Source organism: Desulfovibrionales bacterium, assembly GCA_028715605.1.
GTDB lineage: Bacteria > Desulfobacterota > QYQD01 > QYQD01 > QYQD01 > QYQD01.
This window is the reverse complement of sequence record JAQURM010000003.1, coordinates 159,799-183,991: the sequence shown is the minus strand read 5'-3', so window position 1 is coordinate 183,991 and position 24,193 is coordinate 159,799. Positions and strand designations below refer to the sequence as shown.

The 24,193-nt window shown below is 47.3% G+C and carries 20 protein-coding genes; 11 read left to right on the top strand and 9 right to left on the bottom strand.

The genetic code is table 11. The annotated features are described in order from the left end of the window. Nucleotides 1-51: 51 nt before the first annotated feature. Both rimO and PHT49_05390 read right to left on the bottom strand, forming a co-directional pair. Entirely contained in the window at nt 52-1,410 is a 1,359-nt protein-coding gene (gene rimO, locus PHT49_05395) for a 30S ribosomal protein S12 methylthiotransferase RimO (protein ID MDD5451311.1), read from the bottom strand. Nucleotides 1,411-1,415: 5 nt separating this feature from the next. After that, complete coding sequence (locus tag PHT49_05390) at nt 1,416-2,381, bottom strand: hypothetical protein (GenBank protein MDD5451310.1); 966 nt, start codon at nt 2,379-2,381, stop codon at nt 1,416-1,418. Nucleotides 2,382-2,996: 615 nt separating this feature from the next. On the opposite strand from PHT49_05390, the gene ispH reads away from it, so the two are divergent. From ispH to PHT49_05375, 3 genes are all read left to right on the top strand, one after another. Then, on the top strand, nt 2,997-4,736 hold the full coding sequence (ispH, locus tag PHT49_05385; GenBank protein MDD5451309.1) for a 4-hydroxy-3-methylbut-2-enyl diphosphate reductase: 1,740 nt from the start codon (nt 2,997-2,999) through the stop codon (nt 4,734-4,736). Between the two features lie 567 nt (nt 4,737-5,303). After that, nucleotides 5,304-5,879 carry a peptidoglycan-associated lipoprotein Pal gene (gene pal / locus PHT49_05380; GenBank protein ID MDD5451308.1) on the top strand — a complete coding sequence of 192 codons (576 nt, stop codon included), beginning with the start codon at nt 5,304-5,306 and terminating at the stop codon, nt 5,877-5,879. 214 nt (nt 5,880-6,093) lie between these two features. After that, entirely contained in the window at nt 6,094-6,627 is a 534-nt protein-coding gene (locus PHT49_05375) for an OmpH family outer membrane protein (GenBank protein MDD5451307.1), read from the top strand. 52 nt (nt 6,628-6,679) lie between these two features. Here the strand turns inward: PHT49_05375 and mgtE are convergent, their stop codons facing one another. From mgtE to pilB, 4 genes are all read right to left on the bottom strand, one after another. Beyond that, nucleotides 6,680-8,032, bottom strand: coding sequence for a magnesium transporter (gene mgtE, locus PHT49_05370; GenBank protein ID MDD5451306.1), 1,353 nt, complete (start codon nt 8,030-8,032; stop codon nt 6,680-6,682). A 324-nt stretch (nt 8,033-8,356) separates the two neighbouring features. Next, nucleotides 8,357-10,027, bottom strand: coding sequence for a PAS domain S-box protein (locus tag PHT49_05365; protein MDD5451305.1), 1,671 nt, complete (start codon nt 10,025-10,027; stop codon nt 8,357-8,359). Continuing rightward, nucleotides 10,028-11,239: a type II secretion system F family protein gene (locus PHT49_05360; GenBank protein MDD5451304.1), complete on the bottom strand. Its 1,212-nt coding sequence runs from the start codon at nt 11,237-11,239 to the stop codon at nt 10,028-10,030. Between the two features lie 38 nt (nt 11,240-11,277). Continuing rightward, complete coding sequence (gene pilB, locus PHT49_05355) at nt 11,278-12,972, bottom strand: type IV-A pilus assembly ATPase PilB (protein MDD5451303.1); 1,695 nt, start codon at nt 12,970-12,972, stop codon at nt 11,278-11,280. Between the two features lie 336 nt (nt 12,973-13,308). On the opposite strand from pilB, the gene PHT49_05350 reads away from it, so the two are divergent. From PHT49_05350 to PHT49_05340, 3 genes are read left to right on the top strand one after another with little or no spacing between them, the layout of a single operon-like run. Continuing rightward, entirely contained in the window at nt 13,309-15,264 is a 1,956-nt protein-coding gene (locus tag PHT49_05350; protein MDD5451302.1) for a cyclic nucleotide-binding domain-containing protein, read from the top strand. Between the two features lie 32 nt (nt 15,265-15,296). Then, on the top strand, nt 15,297-17,087 hold the full coding sequence (locus PHT49_05345) for an AMP-binding protein (GenBank protein ID MDD5451301.1): 1,791 nt from the start codon (nt 15,297-15,299) through the stop codon (nt 17,085-17,087). A 37-nt stretch (nt 17,088-17,124) separates the two neighbouring features. Further along, nucleotides 17,125-17,385 (top strand): hypothetical protein, encoded by a 261-nt coding sequence (locus PHT49_05340; GenBank protein ID MDD5451300.1) that lies wholly within the window; start codon nt 17,125-17,127, stop codon nt 17,383-17,385. A 10-nt stretch (nt 17,386-17,395) separates the two neighbouring features. On the opposite strand, the gene PHT49_05335 is transcribed toward PHT49_05340, so the two are convergent. Both PHT49_05335 and PHT49_05330 read right to left on the bottom strand, forming a co-directional pair. Continuing rightward, nucleotides 17,396-17,818, bottom strand: a complete 423-nt coding sequence (locus PHT49_05335; GenBank protein ID MDD5451299.1) for a PIN domain-containing protein — start codon at nt 17,816-17,818, stop codon at nt 17,396-17,398. Then, complete coding sequence (locus PHT49_05330; protein MDD5451298.1) at nt 17,815-18,069, bottom strand: hypothetical protein; 255 nt, start codon at nt 18,067-18,069, stop codon at nt 17,815-17,817. Before PHT49_05330 ends, PHT49_05335 begins: the two co-directional genes overlap by 4 nt. A 256-nt stretch (nt 18,070-18,325) precedes the next feature. Between PHT49_05330 and PHT49_05325 the strand changes: the two genes are divergently transcribed. Together PHT49_05325 and PHT49_05320 are read left to right on the top strand one after the other, a co-directional pair. Further along, nucleotides 18,326-18,724, top strand: a complete 399-nt coding sequence (locus tag PHT49_05325) for a YajD family HNH nuclease (protein MDD5451297.1) — start codon at nt 18,326-18,328, stop codon at nt 18,722-18,724. A gap of 9 nt (nt 18,725-18,733) precedes the next feature. Further along, the gene (locus PHT49_05320) at nt 18,734-19,342 is read left to right on the top strand and encodes an isoprenylcysteine carboxylmethyltransferase family protein (GenBank protein ID MDD5451296.1); all 609 of its coding nucleotides are present in this window, start codon (nt 18,734-18,736) and stop codon (nt 19,340-19,342) included. 236 nt (nt 19,343-19,578) lie between these two features. Here PHT49_05320 and PHT49_05315 read toward each other — a convergent pair whose 3' ends face one another. Next, the gene (locus PHT49_05315) at nt 19,579-20,295 is read right to left on the bottom strand and encodes a PEP-CTERM sorting domain-containing protein (protein MDD5451295.1); all 717 of its coding nucleotides are present in this window, start codon (nt 20,293-20,295) and stop codon (nt 19,579-19,581) included. A gap of 356 nt (nt 20,296-20,651) precedes the next feature. Between PHT49_05315 and PHT49_05310 the strand changes: the two genes are divergently transcribed. The 3 genes from PHT49_05310 to PHT49_05300 all read left to right on the top strand — a co-directional run bounded on the left by PHT49_05310 (nt 20,652) and on the right by PHT49_05300 (nt 24,192). After that, a complete protein-coding gene (locus PHT49_05310) occupies nt 20,652-21,029 on the top strand; it encodes a hypothetical protein (GenBank protein ID MDD5451294.1) in 378 nt (125 codons plus the stop codon). Next, nucleotides 21,022-21,267, top strand: coding sequence for a hypothetical protein (locus PHT49_05305; protein MDD5451293.1), 246 nt, complete (start codon nt 21,022-21,024; stop codon nt 21,265-21,267). The genes PHT49_05310 and PHT49_05305 overlap by 8 nt, the downstream gene beginning before the upstream one ends. A gap of 348 nt (nt 21,268-21,615) precedes the next feature. After that, nucleotides 21,616-24,192, top strand: a complete 2,577-nt coding sequence (locus PHT49_05300) for a hypothetical protein (GenBank protein ID MDD5451292.1) — start codon at nt 21,616-21,618, stop codon at nt 24,190-24,192. Nucleotide 24,193: the final 1 nt, after the last annotated feature.

The window sequence follows — 24,193 nt, the reverse complement described above, 5'->3', positions numbered from 1 at the left end:
CGGCTTCATGCTGATAGCTGAGTGCTGATAGCTTCTATCAGTGACAAGTGACTATTGACTATTGACATTATAAGTCGCCACAATCTCTCCGACCAGATCATAAGGATGGGCCCCGGTGATCCGGACTGAAGCGATCCGGCCGATTTCCGTCTGACCGCTTGCGATATAAACCTGTCCGTCTATATCCGGGGCCTGAAAAACAGCCCGGCCCTTTAAGAGGAGTTCTGTTTCATCGCTCAGGCCTTCAACCAGCACCGGGATTATCTCCCCGACCCGGGAGCGGTTTATGGCCAGAGATATGGTCTGTTGCGCCTTGAGTATTTTTTTCTGCCGCTCCCTTTTTACCTTTTCCGGCAACTGGCCGGGTAGCTTGCCGGCTACCGTGCCATCTTCCGCCGCATAGGGAAAGACCCCTACATGCTCAAATCGCGCCTCTTTTACAAATCGCAGCAATTCCTGGAATTCTTCCGAGGTCTCACCGGGAAATCCCGCTATAAGTGATGTGCGAAGCGCAGCCCCGGGTAATTTGCGGCGGATCTTTTCTATCAAGGCATAGATATAATCCTGATCGTAAGGCCGGCGCATAAGTCTGAGGATGCGCGAGCTTATATGCTGGATGGGGATATCGAGATATGGGCATATCCGCGGCTCTGAGGCCATTAATTCCAGGAGTTCATCATCAATCGCAGTAGGATAGAGGTAAAGCAACCGAATCCAGTCCAGGCCTGGAATAGTAAGCAGCTTCTTCAGCAGATCGGTCAGGCCTGTGCCGTCCTTAAGGTCACTGCCATAGGCGCTTGTGTCCTGGGCAACCAGTATAAGCTCGCGCACCCCTTCTCCGGCCAGTCGCGCGGCCTCTGTAAAAATCGAATCAACCGGGCGGCTCCTTAATTTTCCCCTGAGCCGCGGGATCAGGCAGAAACTGCAGTGATGGCCGCATCCTTCGGCAATCTTCAAATAAGCAGTATAAAAAGGCGTGGTGCGTCTCCGCGGGGTATATTCATCCATAATGAACCGGGGGCTGCGTGGTAAGGAGAACGGCTGAGCCGGGCCATCTTTGAGACTGCGCAACGCCTCTCCTATATTCTGGAAACCATCCGTACCGATAAAGGCGTCAACTTCGGGAAGGAGTTTTATCAGTTCCTTGCCATAGCGCTGAGGAAAGCAGCCGGTTACGATCAGGCGCTTTAAGTTGCCCCTCTTCTTGTTCTCGGCAAGGGCCAGAATAGTTTCGATGGATTCTTCCACGGCCGGCCGGATGAAGGCGCACGTATTTACAATTATGACCCCGGCCTCTTCCTCCCTGGAGGTAATCTCATAGCCGGCGGCTATCAGCGCGCCCAGCATGACCTCGCTGTCCACCAGGTTTTTGGGACAGCCGAGACTGGTTATGAAAACTGACTCAGGCATCGGTATTAGTAAAAGATGGGGGCAAAGGAGTGAACAGTCTTTTGATCGATGGTCTGGAACATAATGTAGGCATAGGAGACTATGATAGCCACGGCTGCCGGCACGAAATAAGGCGCTGTCTTCTCCTGTATTCCCATGCTCCCCTCTTCCCACCCTTTATTCTCCCGTAATAAGGAGATGAAATTATACATAACATAACATTCTACTGCAAAAGGCGGGAAACCGAAATAGCCGGCAACGGGCATCTCAAGCACTTTAAACTGTCCCACAAAGGGTACGGTATATACCCATTTGCTCCCGGCCCAGAAATTCCACAGCTCCCAGAATACGCCGCAGATGAATCCGGCCGTAAGCAGGAGAGAGAATTTGCGGAGAGAGCCTTGCTGCCAGTCACGCATTAACGACCGGCCGCCGAAGTGATGATTTATCGGCTCCAGAAGAAAAACGAAACAGCCCCAGACCAACGGGAAAAAGTATTGCGGCCAGATAACCGGCAGGATGAAAAAGGCCAGGCCTAAAAGTATAAACGGGCCATACCAGCTTTTGGCCGGAGAAATGGGCCGAATGTGCCTCTTCTTGTAGAGACCCGCTGCCTCCAGAAACTCTGTAGTTTCAAAAAGGCCGGGCAACACCGTGCCATAGGCTACAAAGTAACCCAGCCAGCGCAGCCAGCGGATATCTATTATCCTGACATAATACCAGTTTTTGATATAAATGTTAAAGGCCTCGAAGATGAGCCAGATAAAGACTGACCAGGGAACAAGCAAAAAAAACTCGCCGGTACGATTTACGAGAAGGGAATTCCCCTTATATCGATAAACCAGGCCATCGATCAGCAGGATGTACGGCCACCAGGCAAAGATGTAAAAAAGCGAATAAACCGGCTCAGTCCTGTAAATAAGCAACATAGAGGAGACAGCCAGGATTATCAACCCCAGGTACGCGTGTGCAGGCAATTTAGCTGTAGCCATGATTTTCCCTTGTGTTTTTATGTTTATCTCACCGACCGCAGACTGTCAACGTTTTTGACTGGGTGGACTTTCCCCACATTTTTATGGAGGCCGTTATTCCTGAGCGTAACTTGCTGGAGCAGTGGGGCACCCTTCGAGGGCGAGCAGAAAGGGGAAAGCCAGCCCTTTAGAGGCTGGAAGGGGCAAGCCTTCCCCACCTGCGAGTCCCGAAAGGGTCACTGCGCAAGCCGTGAAGCAAAGGAATGACGGCTTTCATTTCCAAAACGCAAAAATTGGATAAAAATTAACACGTTGACATAATCTGCTGAGATTTTTGGGGAAAGGTCCACTTTCTACAAAAAGCGAAGGCTGTGTTGAATGTCTCTCGTTTTTACAGTATATTGCCATATCAAAATATTAAGCATTCACCGTTGACCGTTGACCGTTTGCCGTTCACCGAAAAAGACCTTTTTCGCGCTTCTCACGGACACCGGCGGCCAAGCTAACGGGAAATGCAATCACCATCGACTGTTCACCCAAAAAACGCTTTTCAGGTTCTTACGGACAACGGTGAACTGATAACAGTGAACGGTTTCAATGCTTAACCCATATTATCCTCTCTGGGGGCTCACATAGATGAAGGTTATTCTGGCCAAAAAGGCCGGCTTTTGCATGGGCGTAAGAAGGGCCATGGATACCTTGCTGGCTGCGGTCAAGGAAAAATCTGCCGTAGGCGGACCAATATCCACTTTTGGCCCTCTTATTCACAACCAGCAGGTCCTGGATTTGCTGGCTGATAAAGGCGTCTCCGTGGCCAGGAGCGTCGGTGAGATCAAAGGCGGCACGGTAGTTATCCGGGCCCACGGCATCCCTCCCCAGCAAAAAGAAGCTATCTTGCAGACCGGCGTACAGGTAATAGATGGCACCTGCCTGCGGGTTATAAAGGTTCAAACCATTATCCGCCGCTTTGCCCGCAGGGGCTATCAGGTAATCATCGTTGGCGACAAAGGGCATCCGGAGGTATTGGGACTCCTTGGTTTTGCCGGAGGCCTGGGCCTCTTAATAAGCAGCAAGACCGATATTGCCGGACTCCCCAAGCTGGACAAATACATTATCGTGGCTCAAACTACGCAGGATGAAAACCTTTTTAACGAGATCGCCTCGGAAATCACCTCAAAATATCCAGGGGGCCGGATATTTAATTCTATCTGCCATTCAACCCACGAACGGCAGGCCGAGGTTCTTGAACTCTGCAAAGAAGTTGAAGCCGTTGTTGTAGTAGGTGGTAAGGAAAGCGCAAATACAAAAAGACTGGCTCAAATTGCAGAAGAGGCCGGGTTAAAAGCCTACCATATCGAGACAGAAAACGATTTGGATTTAAAAGAGATGTCCGGTTTCAGCCGGGTGGCCGTTACGGCCGGGGCATCGACCCCCAACTGGATAATCAACCGGGTTGTAAGCAAACTGGAAGGGGTAAGGGGTAAACAGGAAAGCACCCTTAAGGCTACGGCATATACATTTTTTCGCTTTCTTCTGGAAAGCAACCTTTATATCAGCCTCGGGGCAGGATTCCTCGCCTATGCCTCTCTCAAACTACAGGGGATAAAAGGGGCCTTGCCATATTTCTTCATTGCGGCCGCCTATATCTATGCCGTCCATAATCTGAATCATTTTACAGACAAAGAAGCAGACGCCTTTTCCGAACCCGGACGGGCTATATTCTTCGCTAAACACGAAAGGGTTATCCTTTTATTATCTCTCCTGGCCGCTGCCTTTGCCCTTTCTCTATCTTACTCACTGGGTTTATTTCCGTTTCTCTTCCTGTTTTTTATTTGCATCCTGGGGACATTGTACGGAGTCAAAATTATTCCCGATTTTTTAAGCCCTGTTATTCCCCTCCGTCGATTGAAAGACATACCGGGATCCAGGACATTATTTATAGCCCTGGCCTGGGCGGCAGTTGCGGCTTTTTTGCCTGCCTGGAACTCAGGCCAGGGGTTCACGCCGGGCCTTATCGCGGCCTTCCTCTTTGTCCTTGCCTTTGTCTTCGTGCGTTCGGCGCTCCTGGAAGTATTTGATGTCCAGGCGGACCGTATGTTCGGACGGGAGACACTGCCTATTTTAATCGGAGAGAGGTCAACTCTTACCCTGCTGAAGGGACTTATAGCATTTATGGTTATTCTCCTCGCGGCTTCTTCCTTCCTCGGATATGTTACCACGGTCGGCCTCTGGCTGACCTTACCGGTGTTATCCATGGCCGGATGCATTGTCCTTTTCGAAAAGAACTACCTGCGACGGGGAGTAAAACTGGAATTCCTGATTGAAAATAACTTTGTTATGGCCGGCCTGGTAAGCTATCTATGGGCGCATTTCTGAACATGCATAGCGAGCGAATACGATGCATCTCACCTTGCATACGGAGATTCCCCGTAGCTTGCTGCGGGGAGCTTCAATTGCTTACCGGATGCCTGACTTTTTACGAGGCCGCCTTTAATGATACACTCCGGTTTCATTGTCGGATGACAGGAAATAATAGACCTGCAGCACATGTGTATAGCAGACCCGCTTTCTCCAATTGGCGCAACGCTGTTTTACACTATCCCATTGGAAAAATACGCAATCGACACAGGGGGATTCGCCTTCGACCGTCTTAATCAGCCGTTGTACTTTAGCTGCATCCATCATGTCATACTCACCTGTTAAATGATATGCACAGGGTATTCCGTAGTCTCTTATTTTTATTATCGGTCAAGATGGCCCTGCCCTTGAAAATTTCGGCACAAGTTGACTATCTGTTGCTTATATGAGCCAATTATTTTTATAAAGAGTTCTTGCCTTGCCCTTTAAAAAATGATAATTATTTTTTATCGTTTATGTACGATCAAAATAATTCCGATTTATTAAATTATAATTTAATAACATAGGTAAAAAGGGGGAGGGCAAATGACAAAAAGGAGTTTGTTTTATGGACTATCGTTTTTATTAGCAATAACAATGGCCTTTCTGGTTTCTGCCTGTGCCAAGAGAATCTGTGTCTCTGAAGAAGAAACAGCTAAGGCGCCGGGGGCTGTGACGGCGAAAACGGCAGAGACAGTTGCGCCCAAGCCCATGGCTGAAGAAGCCATGCCTACTACCGGAGCGCCAAGAGAAGAAGTCCTCGCGATGGCAGAGAGCCGAACCTCGGCGGGGCTATTACCGGTTTACTTTGATTTTGATAAGTATAATATCCGTGGTGACCAGACCCCAAGCCTGGACCAGAACGCCAACTGGCTGAAGAAAAATCCTGCGGCCAGGATACGCATCGAGGGTAATTGCGACGAAAGAGGCTCAAACGAATATAATCTGGCCCTTGGCGAGCGGAGGGCAAACAGCGCGCAAGAATATTTAACAAACATGGGCATTGCTCCTGAGCGCATAGAAACCCTGAGCTACGGGGAAGAAAGGCCGCTTTGCCCTGAACATGATGAAGAATGCTGGACTAAAAACAGACGTGCCGATTTTGCCACGATAGGGAAATAGCCGTATAATAATAAAGTCAATTTCTCACGCAAAGGCGCAAAGACCGCGAAGGGAAAATGAGAATCTGGAAATCAAGAAATCAGGAATAGAACAGTATTTTTCTTCATGAGTTCCTGAGTTCCAAATTTTATTCTTTTTGCGTCCTTGGCGGCTTTGCGTGATATTTTAGGTATTTTACGAAAACATTAAACATAAGAAAGGATAAGAACAATAAATGAAAAAGGGATTACTAATACTAATAGGAATAATGATTGTTCTCATGGTCGCCGGGCAATCGTGGGCGGAAGAAAAAACTAAAATAGCTATTGTGAATATACAAAAAGTCTTGGGAGAGTCTGAAGTAGGTAAAAAGACTAAAGATGACTTATCCTTAAGATTTAAGGCCCTGCAAGAAAAAATAAATAAAAAACAGGATGAGCTGGAAAAATTCAAGCAGGACTTAGAGAAAAAAACCGCCGTCATCAGCGCTGAAGCCAGAGACGAAAAAGAGAGAGAATACCAGAAACAATACCGGGAATTTAAACAGCTTTACGAGGATGCCCAATATGAGATGCAGCAAGCTGAACGCAAGGCAACCGAGCCTTTAATAAAGAGCCTGCAAACGATTCTGGAAAAATTTGGTAAAGAGCAGGGGTACACGCTGATATTAGACCCCGTAAGGAGTGGTGTTGTTTACGCTGCGGACGAAATCGACGTCACGGATAACATCCTCAACCTCTTCAACAAGGAGAATAAGGTAAAGAAATAGATTGATAATCGTGTAAATCTAAATAAATAAGGGCGGCCTTCCCCGCCCTTATTTATTTAAACAGGATAAAACGAGCCACCTGAAAATAGGTGAATACCCCCAACACATCGACCATTGTGGTAATAAAGGGGGCGGACATGATGGCCGGGTCAAGCTTTAAACGCGAGAAGACAAAAGGCAGCATGCCACCCGCAAGACTGGCCAGGGTCGAGATGACCACGAGACTTAACCCAACGGTGAGAGAGACAAGCCAATTACCTTGCAACCAGTGGGCCCAGATTGTGACTATTGTTCCTAACATAACACCCAGTAAACAGCCGATGCCCACTTCCCGCGACAGCAGGCCCCAATAATTCCTTGCCGATACCTCCCTTAGCGCCAGACCCCTGACCATGACCGTGGAAGACTGCGCTCCTATATTGCCTCCGCTCCCTATTAAAAGCGGTATAAAAGCCGCCAGCGCAACGACAGACTTTAGAGTATCCGATTGACCCATGATAATATTGCCGGTAAGTGTGTTGGTTATGAGTAGTATCAGAAGCCAGCCTACCCGCCGGCCTACAACAGAAAGAACCCGGGCCTTAAAATATCCCGTATCCGGGACTTCCACACCACCCATACGGTAGATATCTTCGGTAACCTCTTCTTCCATAACGTCCATGACGTCATCGACCGTTATTATCCCCACCAGCCTATCTTCTTTATCCACTACCGGCACAGCCAGGAGGTCGTACTTTTGCAGGTCACGCGCCACTTTTTCCTGGTCGTCCTCCGTCCTTACCGATATGGCGTCGGAGTCCATAATATCGCCGATGATGGCTGTAGGCGGCTTGATAACCAGGAGTTTGAGAGAAACAATACCCACCAGCCGTCTTTTCTCGTCAACCACATAACAGTAATAGACGGTTTCCTTTTCCAGACCCACGCGTCTGATTTTGTCCAGTGCCTCAGCCACGGTCATCTCCCTCTTTAGGGCGACGTATTCAGGCGTCATAATACGCCCGGCGGTGTTCTCCGGATATCCGAGTAATGTACTGGTATCTTTACGCTCCTGCGGCGGCAGTAACTGCACCAACCGTTTGGCCACTACGGCCGGCACTTCGTCTAAAAGCCTGGCCAGGTCGTCCGGCGACATCTCTTCAAGAATATCCTTGACCTTACTGTCTTGAAAATTTTGCAAAAGGTGTTGCTGGTCCGGAGAGCTGAGATGTTCAAAGACATCAACTGCCAGCTCCTTGGCCAACAACCTGAAGAGAAGCACCTGTTCTTTCGGTGGCTGGTGGGTGATAAGCTCGGCAATATCCTGGGCATTACTGGCTGAAAGTATCTGTTTAATGGCCTCAAACCGCCGTTCAGCCAATAATGGCTCTACTTCTTCCCGTAGATCTTTATAGAGCTCTTCCATGGCCAGCCTCCGCTATGATTTTATCCGGGCATCCCGTTCGGCAAAACCGGCTACAAATCAAAGTCAAAGGTTTTACCCCAAAACATCTGAATGTCAAACATATTTTGTAGCTATTCTTTGCATGCAGGACAGGCGTTCGTCCCTGGTCATCTTGCCTGCGGCAGGGCAAAGGACTGGCGTCTCACCATTTGTCATTCACTTGAACTTTGATGAACTCGTAAGAAGTCAAAATTTACCGCAGAGGTCGCTGAGAACGCCGAGATAACATATTGAACAGTTTAAAGTTTTTCTCCGCGGGCTCTGCGTGCTCTGCGGTGAAAAGGCTTAAAGCCGGGCAGGGTTAACCGGCAGGTAGATATAACATGTTGTCCCCTGATCCTTCTCAGGCGGCGGGCTCTTGAAATAAATCTTACCCCCGGAATACTCAACCAGGCGATAGACCACGGCCAAACCAAGCTCATCCGCACCACCGTCTATCATAGGAAACGGACTGAACGCACTATCTATATGATGAGGAAACGCTCCTGTTCCGCCAGACTTCACCAACAGGCAAAGGAAGCTCCCGCCTCCAACCGCGACGTCCTCACCTACCTGCTGAACCAATCGTCCGTCTATCCTGACCTCTCCGCCTTCCGGTCCGGCCTCCAGTATTTTAATAAGCAGGTTTTCTATAATTTTAGAAAGGTGCTCAGGGGCTATCTTTATATAGACAGGAGATTTTAAATCAATCACTACCCGCATACCAATCCGGCCGGCCCGTTCACGAAGATCAGCGACTACCTCCCCCACTACTTGTCCAACCTCAATCGCCCTGGCCTCGCTGTCTTCAGGTCTGGCATAGAGCAAAAAATCAGATAATAATCTGTCCAGTCTTTCTGCATCCCGTAATATAATATTCATGAATTTCCCCGGGGTTCCGGATCCATCACGGCCCAGCATCTGGGCAGAGCCGCTTAAGGAGGCCAGGGGATTTCTTATCTCGTGGGCCATAGCCGCGGTCAGTTTCCCGATGGAAGCCAGGACCTGCTGACGCTGAATCTCCGCCTCCATGGCCTTAATTTCCGTCATGTCCTGAAACAAGATGAGCTGTCCTATATTTTCGTGCTCCGCATTCTTCAGCGGCGATATTAAAAAGGAAAGCCACAGCTCTCTGCCCTCTCTATTTTTATACTGAAAACTGGAAAGGTTATTGTTTCCAGAGACATTATCCCCTTCGGAAGGCAGGTCAAGATGTGGAAAAACCGTGGCTAAGGGTTGACCTGTAACCTCATTGTGGGAAAAGGCGGTAATGTCCTCCGCTGCGCGGTTAAACGAAGTTATGCGGCCATGCGTATCTAAGGTGAAAAGGCCGGTATTGATCGATTGTACGATGTTCCGGTTGAATGCCTCTAATTCCCATATATTCCTCTGTCTTCTGTCCAGCTCAATAGCATCTTTCCTGGCCTGTTCAGACCAATAGCTGCTTAAAAAAGCCATAAAATAAAAGGCTGTTATGTGAATACTAGCCTGGTAACCTACGTGGCCGGCTGAAATACCGGATAAGTCTATAGGGTCAAAGTTGAGGGGTGCTATGTAACCAAGATATTGAAAATCGAGAAGGGCCGCGTAGAGTATGCTGCTCAAAGAGGCTGCTATTACCCCCCCCCGCCTGTAAAGCAACCGGCTGGCCACCATGATTACCATCAGGTACAGAAAGGTGAAGGGACTGCTTATCCCGCCGGTCACATAAATTAAGGCCGTAACCAGGAGGGGATCCAGGATCATCTGCACAAAAATGACCCGGCCGGGATCTCTGACCACCCTGAGCAGAATACTATAGACAACGGTCAGAAGATATACAGAGGATATAAATACGTATAAAGGGGACAGGGTGCCAAATACACCGGCCGGGCGTGACTGATACTGGATGAGGACAGTAATGACCAGAAGGAGGGTGGCTACCACCACCCTCAAAGATATCAACCATAGCGCCCTGCCGAGATGTGAGTCACTCAATTAATTACCTACCGCCGCCGCCATCTTAAAGATAGGCAAATACATGGCAATGACCAAGCCGCCGATAGTCCCCCCGAGAAAGACCATCATAAAGGGTTCGATCATGGACGTTAAGGCATCTACGGCCGCATCTACCTCGTCATCATAAAAATCGGCAATCTTCCCCAGCATGGCATCCAGGGCGCCCGTCGTCTCACCCACGGTGATCATTTGAACCACCATGTTAGGGAACACCCCGGTCTCCATGAGCGGTTCGGCTATCGGACGGCCCTCGCTTATGTTTACCCTGACCTTTAAGATAGCCTCTTCAATGACCTTATTTCCAGCCGTGCCGGCTACTATATTTAAGGAATCCAGTATCGGGACGCCGCTGCTTATCAGGGTTCCCAGTGTCCGGGTAAATTTAGCTACGGCTACCTTGCGGACCAGCGGTCCGAACACCGGGAGCTTGAGAACAAGGCTGTCCACCCATTTCCTGCCCTTGGCCGTAGAGTAAAATCTCCGGAAGGCAAATACAAACGCAATCAGCCCGGCAATCATAAAAATGATATTTTTCTTAAAGAAATCGCTCAGATTAATAACAAGTTGAGTAGGAGCCGGTAATGCCTGGCCAAAATCGGCAAACATTTTCTGGAACACCGGGATAACAAAGATGAGGATGATGGCCACGACTAAAAGAGCAATACAAAGGACCACCAGGGGATAAGTCAGCGCGCCTTTGACCTTTTTCTTCAATTTCATAACCTTTTCCATGTACATAGCCAAACGATTGAGGATAACATCCAGTATGCCGCCCAACTCCCCTGCGGCTACCATCTTGGAAAAGAGGCTGTCAAAAATCTTGTCATGCCTTGCCAGAGAATCGGCAAATGTCGAGCCGGTCTCTACATTCGTCTTTATATCCGTAAGCACATCCCTGAAAGTCTTATTGACCTGCTGCTTGGCCAGGATATCCAGGCCCTGAATAAGAGGCAGGCCCGCATCTATCATGGTAGAAAGTTGTCGTGTAAAAACGACTAAATCTTTCTGTGTCACCTTGGGCTTTAAAAATTTGACATTCTCCAGGAGGTCCTTTGGTTTTTTCTTTATCTTTGTAGGTGTTAGCTGCAACCTCCTCAACTGAACCCGCACCGTGGTCTCATCCGGCGCTTCCAGCTCACCGCCCCTCTTTTCCCCCTTGCCTGTCTTTGCTTCCCAGATATAAACAGCCATCTTTATCCCTCCTTAAGTCCTCTGAAACCCCGTACCTATCAATCTGCTACCGTTGTCCGGACCACCTCTTCTATCGTGGTAACTCCTTCGAGTATCTTGGTTAACCCGCTCTGACGGAGCGTTTTCGTGCCCAAACGTATAGTCTCTTTCTTGATCTCCATGGCCGAGGCCCCGACCAGAACCATTTCTTTCAATTCTTCATACATAGGCATAACCTCATAGAGGGCAATCCGTCCCCGATAACCGCTCTGATTGCAATTAAGGCAGCCCTTGCCCTTGTAACAGATAATCTCTTCGTCAGACTCCTCTTGTAACCCCATATTCCGTAAGACCTCTACAGGAATAGAGACTTCCTCCTTACAATTCGGACAGATCTTTCGTACTAAACGCTGAGCCAGGATAAGATTGACGGAAGATGACACCAGAAATGGCTCTACGCCCATATTGAGCAGCCGATTAATCGTAGAAGGGGCGTCATTGGTATGAAGTGTGGAAAGGACCAGATGCCCGGTCAGGGCTGCCTTGACTCCGATCTCTGCCGTCTCAAAGTCTCTGATCTCGCCGACCATAATTATGTCCGGGTCCTGCCTCAAGAATGACCGTAAAGCAGCCGCGAAGCTCAAACCTATTTCATCATGAATCTGAACCTGGTTTATGCCCATGAGGTTGAATTCCACAGGATCTTCCGCAGTCGAAATATTCTCGGTCACCTTATTTAACTCGGCCAGCGCCGAATAAAGGGTGGTGGTCTTCCCGCTCCCGGTCGGTCCGGTAACCAGTACCATCCCATAGGGCTTGTGGATAGCCTCCATAAAATCAGTCAGGGCCTTTTCCTCAAAACCCAGCCTGGTCATATCCAGTTGGAGATTAGACTTGTCGAGGAGCCGTAAAACTACCTTTTCACCGAATAGGGTGGGCAGCACCGATACCCGGAAATCCATCTCTTTGCCCTTCCCTACGATCAGCTTTATGCGCCCGTCCTGAGGCAGCCTCCTCTCCGCAATATCCAGTTTGGACATAATCTTAATTCGCGAGATTATCGCATTCTTCAGCCGGGAAGGGGGGTTCATTATCTCATATAAGACGCCATCGATTCTGAACCTGACCCGAAAGACCTTTTCATACGGTTCTACATGGATATCGCTGGCCTGCTTTTTAATGGCGTCGGCCAGAATAAAATTAACCAGCTTGACAACCGGCGCCTCCGTGGCCGCTGTAGCCAGGACTGAGGCATCGAGTTCCTCCTCATCACCGGCGTAGTCCATCCCTTCGTCTTTGAATCCATCCATCACATCGCTCAGGGAGGCAGACATGTCATAAAAACGATCGATGGCCTTTTTGATCGCCAGGTCGGTGGCCAACTGAACCACTACGTTTGTACCGGTAAAAAACTTTATGTCATCTATGGCCGAAATATTGGAGGGATCGGCTATGGCCACGGTCAAAACCGAGCCGGCTTTCTTTAGCGGGATAACATGATATTTCTGGACAATACGGGGGGGGACAAGCCTGATAACCTCCTCGGGGATATCCATAGCGGAAGGATCCACCACGGAAACCCCAAATTGTCTGCTCAAAAAACTGAGCAGGACATTTTCAGCAATAACGCCCATTTTAACAAGATGATAACCAAGAGTTCCCCCGTGGAGCCTTTGCTCGTTCAAGGCCCCTTTCAGTTGTTCCACGGTTATCAGCTTTTCTCTAACTAATAATTCGCCGAGACGGGTTGACATACGTATCCACCTAATTTATATCCTGATCGGCATCCCCGGGCAAATCCTTGAACACGCCCGGGCGCATCTACGACCGGCTTATGTCGCCTGGTCACATTGGTTTGATAAGACTCCCCTTTTAGCCGATAATATTGTTAGCAGTCAGCTACGCGCAAAATCAGCTCGAGGCTGAAAGCCACGTAGGGTGGGTTTTACCCACCATCATTCTCTTGGTGGGCAAAGCCCACCCTACATTGCTGTTCACCGAAAAAGACATTTTCGTGTTTTTCACGGTCAACGGTGAACTGATAACGCTGAACGGATACAACGATTGTTCCCGAAAGGAAATCAGGCAACATGGAAGAACTGACCTCTAATAACATAGAAGTCTTTTATGCGCTTCCCGGGGTGGATTTTCTGGCTTTTCTCCCGGAAGAGGAACTCTTCCATCTGGCAAAACGGTTCAAAAGGCTGCGGGCCAGAAAAGGTGAGGTAATCTGCCGGGAAGGGGACCCGGGGGATTCACTTTTCATAATCAAGTCCGGCATAGTTGATGTTTATGTAAGAAAGGAGGGGCGGGAGGACCTTATTGCCCAGTTACACCGGGGAGATTTCTTTGGTGAACGGGCCATTCTCACCGGGGAACCAAGGATGGCCACAGTCAAAGCAGCCCTAGACGTCGAACTCTTTGGGCTTAAGAAGGCGGATTTTGAGGCGCTATTGTACAAACATCCACAGGTTGCCCTGCACATCAGCCGCATTATATCTTCCAGGTTCAGTAAGGCTGGAGGGCTGATTACCCCGCTGGTCGCCCCTTGCTTTTATAGTGTCATCGGTTCTCACGCCGGCCTTGGTTGCTCCACTTTTACCGCTATGCTGGCGGTATCCGTCGCCCGCGAAGCAGGAGGAAAAGTCCTGGCTATAGACCTGGACGAACCCCGTGGACAGGTCTTACATATCCTGGGCGGGGAACAGATCGACTGCCCGGACAACCGATTAATTGAAGACTTTTCTCCGGAAACCAGGGCTAACCTAAGGCGATCCTGGTACAAAAGCCCCGCCGGTGTCACTATCTTCCAATTGCCGCAAACGAGTGATCGCCAATTTGTTACGGAAACCAGGTCTCATCTATCCTCTATCATGGAAGTATTTAAAACTAATTTTGCCTATGTCTTTTTCGATCTCCACCATGAGATCAATACGGTAAGCAAACGGGCCTTAAGGCTCTCTGACTGCATTCTCTTTCTTATCCCGACCCTTGCGGAAGATATGGCCGACGTCCCCAAAAAGCTTCGTCCGATTCAGGATATCATTGATTCTACGTCAGCGCGCATCAAGATCGGCACAAGCCATACAAGAGGAGATACAGGTCTTCACCGCACTGAAATAAAGGCCCGTCTGAATCTGGCCGAGGTCCCGGAGATATGGCAATATAAGGAGGAAGAAAAAAATAGGACTGCGCTGCGAAGACTGGCGCGCGAAATTTGCAAAAGACGAGTCGGAGTAGCGCTCGGGGCCGGAGGCGCACGGGGATGGACACATCTGGGCGTTCTAAAGGCGCTGGAGGAAAAGGGCATCCCCATAGATATGATAGCCGGATGCAGCATCGGGGCATTTGTAGCCGCATTATACGGCAAGACCGGTTCGGCAAATGCGGCCATAGAACTGGCCTTGTCCTATTTCTCCACTACTCGTCAGGTAAGAAAAAATATATACGACTACACACTGCTGGGCGGTGGAGTCTTAAAGGGAAATCGCATCCTCTCCGTACTCGAAGAGATGTTGGAGGGCGCAGATTTTCTTGACCTGGCGATCCCGGTGAGTATTATTGCCGTTGACATGGCCACCGGTCAGGAGGTTATTATGGAGCGGGGGTCGGTGAGCAAGGCCGTGCGGGCCAGTATATCCAGCCCGGGTATGTTCAATCCATTTAATATGAACGGACAGTGGCTTAGCGATGGGGCGCTTCTCAATCCGTTGCCCGTGGATGTACTCGTCAATAAAGGCGCCGATTTTCTATTAGCCTCGGTAGTAGAAAGGCGCACCGGCGAGCGCTGGCCTGAAAATAGGGAGCCTTCCATCTTAGGCGTACTCACTCGTTCCTTCTCCATAATGTTTTCCCATGCCGCACGGGAAAGCATTAATAAGGCCGACATCGTTATTTATCCCGATGTCGAAGGCTACAAATGGGGAGATTTTCACCTGGGGAAGGAATTAATACGCAGGGGGGAAGAGGCCTGCCTTCAAAAAATAGATGAAATCGAAAAATTAATAAGTGGAGAGTTGCCAGCAGTCGGCAGTCAAAAAAGCTGAAAACTGATCGCTGATAGCTGAAAGCTATTAAGATGCGAGACACGGTTAACCATTTACTTGAACAGGCCATATCCAAATTCCCCGGCAGTGTTGCGCTGCAGGAAAGGCATAATGCCGGGTGGACAACCCTGTCCTACAGCGCGATGGGAAAAACCATTGCCGAGTTAGGAACCGGCCTTATCTCCCTGGGTGTAAGACCGGAAGAAAATATAGGCCTTTTCATAAATAAAGGCTGCAACTGGCTCATCGGCGACCTTGCCATCCTGGGCAGCGGCGGGATAGATGTCCCGCGCGGTAACGACCTGGCCCTGGACGAGCTTACCTATATAGCCAACCACGCAGAGGTCAAGATCGCCATCACGGATATGTCCCCGGACGCAATCCCAATCCTGAAAAAGGAAGCCCCAACCATTGGATATATCATCTACTCAGGAGATAAAACGCCCCCCGAAGTAAAAGGTCTCATCACCTGGGAAGAGGTAAGGCTTAAGGGAAAAGAACTGTTATCCCACGGCGACAAGACATTCTTTGACCGGGCTAAAACGGCCAGGGGAAACGATCTGGCCACTATTGTCTATACCTCAGGCACGACCGGGCGGCCCAAAGGGGTTATGCTCACCCATGGGAACATAGCTAAAAATGTTGGTTCCGTCCTCAAGTGCATACCCGTTCAACCAGAAGAACGTTTTTTATCCCTCCTCCCGCCTTATCACATGTTCGAAAGAACAGTCGAATATATCGCTCTTTCGAGTGGAGCCACGCTTATTTTCAGCGACCCTCACCACTTTCGTAAGGATCTGTCTGCGCAACAGCCAAATTTCATAGCAGGTGTGCCCAGGCTGTGGGAGATATTTTATCAGGGGGTAATGGACAGATTTAAAAAGGAAAAATATTATAAGCTGATCAGCTTATTGCTTACGGCCAGCAAAAACTTCATAAAATCCGGGCGATTCATGTACCTTCCACTCCATCTCCTCGCTGACCGGCTGATATATAAAACCGTGCGATATAACCTGGGCGGCAAACTCAGGGTAGCGGTGAGCGGGGGAGGAACCCTGCCACCCCATCTCGATGATTTTTTCGAAATGATAGGAGTAACCCTTCTCAATGGCTACGGGCTGACGGAAACCTCGCCTGTTCTTACCATAAGGCGGCCGGAAGCCAACATTAAGGGCAGCGCGGGAAGACCGATACCCGAAACAGAGATAAAAATACTGACCGAAACTGAGGAACCCGTCCCGCCCGGCAAGGCCGGGATTATCTGGGTGAAGGGGCCTCAGGTGATGCGGGGATACTTTAAGGACAAGGAGGCCACGGATAAGGTACTCAAAAATGGCTGGCTGAATACCGGCGATCTCGGCATGCTGACCCCGCAAGGGGATCTAATCATCACCGGCCGGGCCAAGGATACCATCGTCCTTTTAAGCGGTGAGAATATCGAACCGGAACCTATAGAAACCGCCCTGTCTCTGAGTCCTTTCATATCTCAGGTCATCATTGTCGGACAGGACCGGAAACATCTGGGCGCGCTCATAGTGCCGTATAGGCAGGCTATCGAGGACTATTGCCGCACACATAACATACGTTGCAGTGATAAAGAAGAATTGATAGAGTATCCTGAGATTGTCCAACTTATCAAAAATGAGACAGATCGACTCCATAACAAAAAAGAAGGCACCAGGCCATGGGCGAGGATTATCAGGTTTAAACTGATTCCTGAAGAATGGACTGCACAGAGCGGCCTTTTGACCTTTACCTTAAAAAAGAAAAGGGCGGCCATCGCCGCAACATTTCAAGAAGAGATAGAAAACCTCTACCGGTAAGGTAACGATAATACGACAACGGAGGCTCTTTACTTATATGGGCAGACACAGACATGAATTTGTGAATACATTTGATGAAGGCCAGATAGCCTTTGGCTTAAGTCGGGAACTGGATGAAAAGTCCCTCATCGCGTACCTGCAAAAATTTACCGATGACGAGCTTATGAATCTTTTAGTAAAACGCTTAAGCGATACCGAGGTCTCAGAGATGGTTGACTTTATAACTGGAACACTTAAAAAACACCTGGCGGAGGAAGAATACCACCAGTATTTCCTAAAAGATGAAGGGCATCACTGAGATAAGTTACTTAAGAAATCGCGGTCAATCCCATTGATTTAAAGTCGCTATCAAAAGAGAGGGCCGGCAGGTTCTTTAGTTCTCCTGAAATGATAATATATGAAAGGGCATCCACATACGAAATCTTCCTGTCTTTTCCCAAAAGATTGAACAAGGCGATGGCCTGGTGGCAGTGGCTTTCCGTAGGATAGACAATTTTGTAGAGATCGATCGATTGATTAAAGGTTAATGCCTCAGTGTAGCCATATTGATAGAGCAGGACAGTCATAGACTCTGAGATTATAAACCAGGAAGTATAAATCAGAATTCGGTTGTCCTTGATCTCCTTAAAGAGTTCTATGGCCCGTCTGTGTTTTGCGTCTTTTTTGGAAAATAGCGCAACAAAAAAACTGGCGTCACAGAAAACCGCAGTAAGGCCCTTGAGACTTTTCATTTACGCTTCCCATAAAGAATGGATTTATAGCCCTGGGCTACCCGCTGTAACTTTCCTTTCGGCTCAGGCAGGGCTTCGATAGACTTGAGAGCTTTTTCATAGAGATCCATTCCTTCGATCAATTCGATCCGGGCATATGGCTTCCCTCTTTTGGTAAGCTGCAAGCTCTCCCCTGGTTTCAATATCTTGTTTAACTGAGTCAGCTTCGAACGCGCTTCACTTAATTTGATTTTTTTAAGTGGTTTTCCCATGAACAGTCCCCCCTTATTTGTACAAGTTAATCGAAATAATGGCTTAATTTGTACATTATGTCAATAAAAAAGAAAAGACATCATCTTTTATTTTACCGACTCTATCCGCCTGATATTTAAATACATTTTATCTTATTGTGTTATTCAGTAAATTCTAATATGATTAACCTCAAAGGTAGAAGCCGATGAAAAAAGTAGAATCTGTTTAATATATAAGTCAGGCGTGTTCCAATCCGGGCGACTGGAGAGTGTGCATATGTCATTGAAGAAGACACAAACAGAGGGCGACAAGCAGGATCAGATCATTGCTGAAGCTCGCCGCGACCGAGAGCGTCGGCAGAAGACCTATCGGGAGCGAGCCCTCAAGATTTTTCCGTGGATTTGCGCGCGGTGCGGGCGTGAATTCACGGGCAAAAGACTTCGTGAGTTGACGGTCCATCATAAGGACCACAACCACGATAACAATCCGCCTGATGGCAGCAACTGGGAGCTGCTGTGTCTCTATTGTCATGACAATGAGCACTCACGATATTTGGATGCAGAATGGTATGACGGTCCAACGCCGGGAGGCGAGCCGGAACCACCTTCGACTTACAAGTCGTTCGCTAATCTCGCTGCCTTGCTGAAGGACAAGAACCTGAAGGACAAGAAGTAAAGGAACACCGTGCATACAACAGCTGAAAGATACCGACTTGGATTTAGTTGGTTAATTGGATTAATTTTCATCTCAATAATTCTATTTTCAAAATCAGGTCATGAAGGGTCACTTTCATATGAAATTCTGGAATTATCCGGATATGCATTGATAGTTATTGCAACCCTCGGACGAATCTGGGCTACCGTTTATATCGGAGGAAGAAAAGATGAAGAATTATGTCAGGACGGGCCATATTCTATATGGCGAAATCCTCTGTATGTGTTCTCTTTTCTCGGTGCAGTTGGAATCATTCTTAGCTCGGGGAAATTAATACTTCTTTTTATAATCATGCCTTTTTTTATTTATAACTACTACTTTGTTATCAAAGGAGAAGAGGCAAGACTCCTTGAATTATTTGGAAATGAATACGCTGAATACTGCAAAAAAGTCAAACGAATTATCCCAAACTTCAATAACTATTGGTCAAAAAACAAATTCGAAATTTACCCAAAGGTTTTCTTTCGCTCAATGGTTCATGCCAGTTTTTTTATGTGGTTATTCATTTTATTAGAATTTCTTGAATATTTTGAAGAAAATACAAAATTGATACCGACCTTATTTTATTTACCATTTTAGAGAATAAAATCTAATCGGGTAACCAGGGGCTTTTCTCCCCCAGTCCCCATACCACCTGGCATCCGCCTGCGGCGGAGGGGTTATAGCCAGTTATCTGGAACTTTTTTAGTTTTTGATGCCCGGAAGCAAGATGCCAACAGACACATGGGTGGATGGGGGGCGAAGTGGCGCTCCGGTGGTCCATAAAAAAGGCAGGGCCACCGCTGACCCTGCATCGAGAATAATTTGGACAAGTGTTACCTTTTTCTAAACTTCCTCTTAATCCCCGCCATACTGATTAGGCCGGAACTTAGCAGCAGCATGGTAGCCGGTTCGGGGACGGGAGTTACATCGACAGAACCGGAAACATTGTCGTATTGTATCTGCGGATTTAAATGATTGCTGGAACCGAGCGCTACATAGCCTCCGTCATCATGTTGCGCCCCGGTGGTGTCATAAACATCAAGATATAGCACATCGTTGACCCACAACTTAAGATTTGTATCGTTCCCCAGGCCAACAACGGAAAATGCGAGTGTATGCCAACTATTGTCCTGCAGGTTTATAGTGGCGCTGCCAAGAAATCTTTGATCATACGGCGCCACGGCGTTATAAATGTAAACCGAGCTATCACTAACCCCAGCAAAATAGCCATGATCGAAATATGGATTTGGCCCCCATCCGGCATCGCCGCTTCTTAATCTTAATTGTGCGGTTTTGCTGGTTGTACCATCATCAAAATACGCATCAACCTGCAAAAATTGGTCAACCCCGAAGCTGTCATCTTTCCAGATAATCCCATAATTATCATATGAACTTAGGAGATGGTCTCCAGGATTAAACCAATCTCCTTGTTTGATTGTCCAGCCCTCCAAATTTCCATCATTAAAATCATCCGAGAACGAATATGAAAAGCCGACACCGGGGACACCTAACATAATGGCAACAATAACTAATAAGACTACTTTTCGCATAATTTCTCCTTATTCGTTTGGACGTATTGTCAAAAGTTTTGGGATACTAATCGATTTCTGATATAAAATCAAACAATACTAATATACCGAGCCGGTAGAATTCCAAGCCATAGCCCAGATTGCGCAGTTCAGTTTAACAGGATTTTTACAGTTGGCCCCGCGCCGTAAAAATTCTTATTCGTTCAGCGTCAATCGCCATGCCATGACTTCATTCAATAATAATTATTGATATCTTGACCTCATTGTTGACAAAATGAGGAAAATTAGGTAGGTAATGTTCTAATGTTTTAAAATGAATGTTTATTCATTTTAGTTTTAGTATTATGTACCGATTCGTATGTTAAGGAGGACGAATCATGGCAAGTTTGGGCAAGAAATCAAAAGATATTTCCATATCTGTCAATATACTGATCAAAGAAGATGAGGACATGTTCGTTGCTCATTGCCTTGAATTAGATGTTGTAGCTGTTGCCAAGAGCGCAGAAGACGCTCAACGGGAAGTAATATCAGTCGTTTGTGCACAGGTCGATTACGCCTTCAGCAACAATAACCTTGACAATCTTTTCCATCCGGCCCCCCCAGAGGTATGGGCAGAGTTCTTCGCTTGCAAGGAGCAAAGAGAGCGCAAATACAAACTTGAGTCTGGCTTCCAGAAAGAAGTAAAAGAGCACAAAATTTTACCACCTTGGCTTATCGCCAAAACATGCCAGCAAGGCAAGCAGTGTCATGCCTAAACGTCCCTATACCGTAAGGGAGCTTCTCAAGAAGCTCAAACCTTATGGTGTTGTGGCCATGGCAAGAAAACGCGGAAAGGGTTCTGAGCTTGTTCTCCTTAAGCCTAACAAGCCAGGGTCAAAACAAGGCCCACAAATACCAATAAAAAATCATGGCCCATCCACTGAAATATACTTTCAAACCATCTTGGCAATATTACGTCGTTTCAATATAGACCCGAAAGATTTTTGGGATTAAAAAACAATAGCCATCTAATTCAGGAAGCGGTAGCTTCTCACCCCTGGCCCCTCCCCACCTGGCATCCGCCTGAGGCGGAATAGTGAACATGCATAGCGAGCGCATCCCCCGCTGCTTGCAGCGGGGAGCTTCAATATTCAGCTTCCTTCAGACGGTCTCCCTGTCCGCCGCAGGCGGATCACGATTCCGCCCTTGCCTTCGGCCAGGACTTCTGCTAAGGTATCAACACATTAAGCAGGGTTCAGGCCCATGCCGGGCGTACACAAGGCTAATTCAACCGACGCAAAAACGCTGCGTGGCTGCTTAGCGGCTTTATCTGCACAAAATAGGTTTCTTTGCTAAATGAATATGAATTTAGACCGCCCCCAAAGTCTTGGGAAAACGATTGAGGTCAAGACCAGCAACCGGCCCATAAAGATCGCGTATCTAGTCCCCTACGACGAATTATCTGTTAATCATATGTTATTGGACGCGTTATTCTATGAGTCCTACACACGCTGGGCCGGCGCTTACACGCTAATCGTTCCTTCTGGTTCAATGGAGTTCCTCGATCCAGCTTATGAATCGTGGTTGGAATTTTTCGATCCGGATTTCGTTTGTACATACGTTGAACTGGAAAAAGACCTGGTCGAAAAAATCGATAGGGTGTGCTCTCCGATCGCGTTTCTACGGCATGAGATTAGGAAACATGATTTAGACGATCTTCACTGGCGCGCGTTTATTCATGACTGGCAACACTACTTTAGACCTATATCATCGATGACAACGATCCAAAGCCCCCATGCGCAGTATCCGTCCTTTATGAGGCAAAAACCAGAGAGTGAAATTACCGTCATCACCCAATACGGTAACGAATCCACACATCGCCTGTTAAGTGATAACTTTGGTACGGCATTTAAGGTTCACATAGTCACTCATGCCATCCCTGATCTCTTTCGAACGCTTTGCCTAGTTCCTCCTGATCTATCCGACCGTATCATCGCAGGTACCGAGAGATGCGGTTCGATTGCAGATATACTTTCTGCGCTTAGCAACCGAAAGGCATTGCCAATTGCTAGACTTGCGTCGGCACATAGCGAAGCTATACCTCGGGTTGAACCATATGAATGGGCGCATAGCTTTAACCTTTTCATAGGAAAAACACTTCTTGATCGAGTTCATTTCTGGAACGCTCGCCATTTCACTCCTAGTTACGCCACAACACCGGGCGCATTTATCATAGAAGCTACATTTTTCAATGATGAAAACTTGATAAGTCAGTTGGGTCAATATCTGAACCAGAACAATTTCCTGGGACAAGAAAACGGTCCCGCTAAGGTTTCCATTCGAAGCTACAGCCATAGCGAAGAAGAGCTGCGCTCAATCCAAGATAAGCTGAGTAAGCACACCTACAACTCGATATTTGTTGGAAAAAATTTCAACGTACCTGCATTACCGGAGAAAAAGAAATTAAAGGCAGGTTACTTTAGAAGATCAACCGACACATCCACATTCAAACTAAATGAAGATACTAATACGTTACCAGCTGAAGAGCCCGCGCATTTCACCTATATACCTCCTCGTTACAAGGGCATCGCCAAGGGTCAATGGGTCGTTGAACTTGATATCCAGAGACACAATAACTTGTCCAGATATTCTAACGTTGTTGACAACTGGGTGTTGCCGCGAAGACGTAAAATCGTAAGAGCTTTTACTAAAAACTTAGGAAAAGTTACCATCGGTCACCGACTCGCACTTCTACCAACAACAGAAGACTTTCCCATCGGTGACCAATCTATTAATAAAGAGTATTTGTATAACTTGTCTTTACCTGATGATGAGATATTTTTCCAACACCTAGTACTAGATTTCTTCAAGTATCCACCGGATGATTTACGAGCTTCGATAGTGAAGAATTCTTACCAAGATCTATCGATATCTGATAAGGGACAAAATCTACGAGGTGTTATCTCAATGGTTGGCAGTCTCTCCAGCGCCTATGAAATTCTGACCAATAAGTATTGGAGAGCAGTATTAAGAGCAGGAAAAGAAGATTCGGTAAAATATCTCGTATATGACCGTGAAAAACTAAACGGGTTTCTCCCAAATGATCGGCCAACTAGAGAAAAATTAATGAAAAAGCTGAATGTAAGTAATATCGGTAAGGTTTCAAATTTTATGATGAACAATCTTACCGATACACTCGAATACCTAATAAGAACTAATGTCTTCTATCAAGTGCACCAGTGGAGATGTCAATATTGTGGGCATACGAACTCTCGCAGCTTCGATGGCATGAAAATTAAGAATAGCTGTGAAATTTGTAGCAGGGAATACTTAGCGCCTATTGATCTTGGATGGACATATCAACTTAATGATTTTGTTTATCGCTCACTAATTAAACAGACTGGCTTACCCGTACTGTGGACTCTGGGATTCTTGCATGATCGGTTTATTAGAGGAAGTTTTTGGTATCTACCAGAGGTCGATCTATTTGAGAAGTCCGATGATGCTGAGACAAAAAATGAAATGGATATTTTTTGCGTTCTTGACGGTAAGTTTTATGCAGTTGAAGTAAAACTCAGCGTTTCTCTTTTTATAAACAAACCTGGGGAAGTAGATAAGTTCATCAAAAAGATAAATTTAATTCAACCAGACATTGCCATGCTATCGTTTGAGCGATATTGTGAACCAGAAGAAAATGTATCGGCTACGAAAGCATCTCTAATCAAGGCATCTGATGAAATAAGAAACCACATAGGCTCTCATATCGAGTTAAAAACAATTGTGGCCTATGATGTTCAAGGATTTAATGATCATCCCGCTGACTTAGGATGGTTTGGAAGACGGACTAGCAGCATTTACTTAGCGTCGAGAGAGGTTAGTACAAGGGGACAGAGGAAAAAACCGCTGGCGGGAAAAGAAGAGAAGGAACTGAACAGATAGG